The 5,290-nt window shown below is 69.8% G+C and carries 3 protein-coding genes; all 3 read left to right on the plus strand.

What is annotated here, in order from left to right; all coding sequences use genetic code 11:
• The coding region (locus tag VQ03_RS01570) for a response regulator (RefSeq protein ID WP_048449102.1) at positions 1-1,354 on the plus strand (1,354 nt) is incomplete at its 5' end.
• A 212-nt stretch (positions 1,355-1,566) separates the two neighbouring features.
• The gene (gene bcsS / locus VQ03_RS01575; RefSeq protein WP_245291926.1) at positions 1,567-2,310 is read left to right on the plus strand and encodes a cellulose biosynthesis protein BcsS; all 744 of its coding nucleotides are present in this window, start codon (positions 1,567-1,569) and stop codon (positions 2,308-2,310) included.
• Between the two features lie 746 nt (positions 2,311-3,056).
• Positions 3,057-5,290: UDP-forming cellulose synthase catalytic subunit (bcsA, locus tag VQ03_RS01580; protein ID WP_048449103.1), on the plus strand; the 2,234-nt coding region annotated here is incomplete at its 3' end.

Below are 5,290 nucleotides of genomic sequence, written 5' to 3' on the forward strand. Positions count from 1 at the left end.
GCTCGCCGACCTCGCCGGCCGGTTCGAGCCCGCCGACCGTCCCCTCCTCGACCTCGCCCTCGCGGCGGCGCTCGGGGCCGACGGTCCCCACGACGTGGTGATGCGCACCCGCGGCCCCGGGCCGGAATCCGGCCGCCGCCTGCTGGTGCGGCTGCTGCGCGGCCGCGATGCCGCCGGCCGGACGCGGATCCATGCCCTCAGCCGGGCAATCAACGAGGGCGAGCCCGCCGACACCCCGGCGGGCGCCAACGAGCGGCGGCGCAACCTCGTCCTGCGCCGGGTCACCGACGGCATCATCCACGATTTCAACGACGTGCTGACGGTGGTGCTGGTCAATCTCGGGGTGCTGCGGCGCCAGACCGGCCTCGATCCGCGGCAGGCGGCGCTGACCGACGCCGCCCTGGCGGGCGCCCAGCGCGGGGCCGCGCTCACCCGGCGCCTGCTCAACCTGGTGCGCGGCGGCGAGCCCTCCGGCGATCTCGCCACCTCCGACCTGGCCTCCTGCGACCTCGCCGCGACCGTCGCGGCGTTCCTGCCCTTCCTGCAGGGGAGCGTCCTGCGCGACGCTCCGGTCGTCACCCGCATCCCCGCGGACCTGCCGAAGGCCGCCTGCTCCGAGCGTCTCCTGGAACTGGTCCTGCTCAACCTCGCCTTCCACGTCCGCGACCTCGGCCTGCACGGCTTCGCGATCGGGGCGGCCGAGCATCCGGCCGGCCAACCCCCGGCGCCCGGCATGCCGGAGGGACCGGCCCTGCGCGTCCTGTTCGCGAGCGGGCGGCGCCCGGCCGGCGCCGCCATGCGCCCGCCGACGCGGGCGCTCGAGACCGTGGCGCAGCTCCTGCGCGAGCGCGGCGGCGGCTGGCGCGTCGTCAGCGACGGCCAGGGCGAGGAGGCGTTCCTCGCCGAGGCCTGGCTGCGCGCCGAAGCGCGCACCGCGGAAACAGGCACCGCGGAAGCGCACGGTGTGGAGGGACGGACCGGGGACGCCGCCGACCCGGCGCCGCAGGCCGCGCTCCGCATCCTCCTGGTCGAGAGCGACAGCCTCGTGCGGGCCAGCCTCGTCGAGGCCCTGGGCGAGCTCGGCCACGACGTCGTCCAGGCCGCGTCCGGCGAGCATGCCCTGGCGCTGCTGGCGCGCGACGCCGCCTTCGACGCGATGATCGCCGATCAGGCGATGCCGGTGATGACCGGCCTCCAGCTCGCCGCCACCGTGGTCGAGCGCCATCCGGGCATCCGCGTCATCCTGGCGAGCCCGCACGGGCAGCTGCCCGCCGCGGCCCGCCGGTTCCTGCAGCTCGACAAGCCGTTCCGGCGCGAGGACCTCGCCGCCGTGCTGGCGTCCCGCGCCGCCTGATCCGCCCTGCGCCCGGGCGCCCCGTGCGACCGGGCGGATTCGCCAAGATGGGTAAATTTTGCCGACGCATATCCCGGCGAGTGAGAGCTAAATTTTAACCGTCACCCCGCATAAATCGGTGCACATTCGACCGGTAACTTGCGTGGGAGGCGGCGTTGATTGCCTCGAGTCAGTATCGAACACTGTGCCTCGTCGGCGGCGCGAGCCTGGTCGTGCTCGCCGCGGCCGGCGCGGCCCGGGCCGCGGATCTGAGGGCGCCGAGCGCGAGCACGAGCGCCGACTGGTACACCGGCGCCCAGACCCAGGCGGTCGACGACAGCTGGGCGGTCGCCGTCGACGGCTCGACCAGCGTCACCTCGAACAGCTCCGCCTTCGGCTCGATCACCGTGACGGCGCCCCTCGTCGGCTCGCCGACCCAGAGCGGCCCGCGGGTGCGGGTCGAGGCCATCGCCGGCACCTATTCCTATCCGGGCCAGGCCGTCGCCACGCGGGTGACGGGCTACCAGCAGGAAGGCTCGGCGATGGCCGGCTACGAGTGGGTGTGGCGCGACGCGGCGCTCGCCGGCTTCATCGGCTTCAACGTGCGCAGCAACCAGCTCTCGGTCCCCGATCCCGGCAACCCGGTGGTCGGCACCGGCATCGGCCTGCGCGTCGCCGCCAACTTCTACGCCAACCCGACCGACCGCACGATGGTGTCGGCCTACGGCTCCTACTCGACGAAGTTCAACGCCTATTACTCCCGCGTCCGCCTCGGCTACATGGTCGCCGACGGCGTCTATATCGGGCCGGAGGCGCTGTTCCTCGGCGACGACTTCTTCCGCCAGTACCGGATCGGCGCCCACCTCTCCGGCGTGAAGTTCGGGCCGGTGCAGATGTCGCTGGCGGCGGGCTACGTGCAGGACCGGGTCCAGGGCTCGGGCTATTATTCGAGCATCGAGGCGCGGGCGAATTTCTAAGGGACGATCTGCTCGTCAAGGACGATGCAGTGGTCGTGCCCAGGAATGAGCAGTCCTTCCAACCGGGATCGCTGCACGGCCTCATGATGTCGCGACGTCGGCCGGCGATCCAGCCTCGACGGGTACCGATACCGACGGTCGTTGAAGGCGACCTTTGGTTCCGTTCTCGAATTTTTGTCGAGCCTCTGGCCCGGTGTCGACAATTCGAGAGGGTCCAACGGACTGATGCGTCGGCATCTCAGGCCGTTGGCACAAGCCGAGGCGAATGCCCAGTCCGGTCGACTCGACTTCGGGCACGCCGCGAGCCGGAGGCCATCCAGGTGAGGGCGGGGCCGCGGCTGACCGATGAGGTCTTCAATCAATCCGACGACTTGGCCGGTCCTGCCCGTCGTTCGCGACGCGCCGGAGGCCACGATTCCGCGCGTTGCCATGATTGGTTAATGAATCATGAGAATATTAACGCAGGGTTTTCATGGGGAATGATCGTCCGGTCGGTTGTCGAGCTAACATAATATTCAATGAACTTGCTCGTTCTGTTTCGATAGGGCGAGGATAGCCTACGACAAGAGTGTCGTTTCGATTTGAGGACAAATGCGACTTTTTTGCACGTGATGACAGGGACTCCCGGCTTGAGTTGCTGGTGAAAATCAGGTTCTCGTAACGAGAAATGGACATAATCTGATGGCTTAGGGTCTGGCGATTCTGGAGTGGCGGGCGTGGTGCGTGTGTTGCGATGGCTGGCCTGGATGGGGACGACGGTCGCCGGCCTCGCCCTCTTGAGCCAGCCGGTCGGCACCCAGAATCAGCTCGCGATGAGCCTTGCCGCCATGGCGGCGATGGCGGGGCTCTGGCTCCTGTTCGACGGGCCGCGGGCGCGCTTCGTCTTCCTGGCGATGGGCAGCCTGGTGGTGCTGCGCTACATCCTGTGGCGGGTGACCGACACCCTGCCCTCGCCGGGCGATCCGGTCAGCTTCGGCTTCGGCCTGCTGCTGCTGCTCTGCGAACTCTACTGCGTCTTCATCCTGTTCGTCAGCCTGATCATCAACGCCGAGCCGCTGCGGCGCCGCCCGCCCGCGGCGGCGCCGGCGGCCGACCTTCCCTCCGTCGACGTCTTCGTGCCGAGCTACAACGAGGATGCCGAGATCCTGGCGATGACGCTGGCCGCCGCGCGCCAGATGAACTACCCGCCCGAGAAGCTGACCGTCTGGCTCCTCGACGACGGCGGCACCGACCAGAAATGCGCCGACCCGAACCCCGAGAAGGCCGCGGCCGCGCAGGCGCGGCGGCGCGAGCTGCAGGCGCTCTGCGCCGAGCTCGGCGCCCGCTACCTCACCCGGGCCCGCAACGAGCACGCCAAGGCCGGCAACCTCAACAACGGCCTCGCCTCGGCCACCGGCGACCTCGTGCTGGTGCTCGATGCCGACCACGTGCCGTTCCGTTCGCTCCTGAACGAGACCGTCGGCTACTTCGCCGAGGATCCGAAGCTCTTCCTGGTCCAGACCCCGCACGCCTTCCTCAACCCGGACCCGATCGAGCGGAACCTGCGCACCTTCCAGCGGATGCCGTCCGAGAACGAGATGTTCTACGCGGTGACCCAGGCCGGGCTCGACAAGTGGAACGGCTCGTTCTTCTGCGGCTCCGCGGCACTCCTGCGCCGCGCCGCCCTCGACGAGGCCGGGGGCTTCGCCGGCATCACCATCACGGAGGATTGCGAGACCGCCTTCGAGCTGCATTCCCGCGGCTGGACCAGCGCCTATGTCGACCGGCCGCTGATCGCCGGCCTCCAGCCCGACACGCTCGCCGACTTCATCGGCCAGCGCTCGCGCTGGTGCCAGGGCATGTTCCAGATCCTGCTCCTGAAGAACCCGGCGCTGCAACGCGGCCTCAAGCCGATCCAGAAGCTCGCCTACCTGTCGAGCATGACCTTCTGGTTCTTCCCGATCCCGCGGCTCGCCTTCATGTTCGCGCCGCTGCTGCACATCTTCTTCGATCTGAAGATCTTCGTCGCCAGCGTCGACGAGTCGATCGCCTACACGGCGACCTATATCGTCATCAACCTGATGATGCAGAACTATGTCTACGGCAAGTTCCGCTGGCCTTTCGTTTCGGAGCTCTACGAGTACGTCCAGGGCTTGTACCTGTCGAAGGCGATCGTCTCGGTGATCTGGTCGCCGCGGAAACCCACCTTCAACGTCACCAACAAGGGCGCGACCCTCGACCACGACCACCTGTCGGCGTTGTCGCTGCCGTTCTTCGCCGTCTACGGCCTGCTCCTGACCGGCTGCCTGGTCGCCGCCTGGCGCTACCTGTTCGAGCCGGGCGTGACCAACCTGATGCTGGTCGTCGGCCTGTGGAACCTCTTCAACCTGCTGACCGCCGGAGCGGCCCTGGGGGTCTGTGCCGAGCGCCGGCAGCTCGAGCGCACGCCCTCGCTGACGATCAACCGCCGCGGCCAGCTCACGCTCGGGGGCCGGGCCGTCGACGTGGCGATCGAGCGGGTCTCGGCGGAGGCCTGCACCGTCCGGATGCCGGCGGCCCTGCTCGCCGCCGGAGCGGGCCAGCGCCCGATCCCCGGCACCCTGACGGTGGTGCCGGTCGCCGGTGCCCGACCCGCCGGGGCCCTGCCGGTGATCCTCGGGCCGGTCACGCGCTCCGGCGCCGACGCGGTCTGCCGCCTCGCCTTCGGGACGCTGCGCACCCAGGATTACGTCGCGCTCGCCGGCCTGATGTACGGCGACGCCGAGGCGATGCTCCGGTTCCAGCTGCGCCGGCGCCGCCACAAGGACCTGTTCACCGGCACGCTCCAGTTCGTCTGGTGGGGCCTCGCCGAGCCCGTCCGGGCCCTGCGCTACGCGCTCGCCGGCGAGGCGCGCCGTCCCGCCGCGGTCGAGGCCCCGGCCGCCGCGCCGGTCTACGACGAGCCTGCTCTTCAGCCTGCCCATGGCTCCGACCAAGTCTTTGCCCAAGGGGCCGCCACTGC

Source organism: Methylobacterium tarhaniae (assembly GCF_001043955.1).
In the GTDB taxonomy this organism is placed as follows: Bacteria; Pseudomonadota; Alphaproteobacteria; order Rhizobiales; family Beijerinckiaceae; genus Methylobacterium; species Methylobacterium tarhaniae.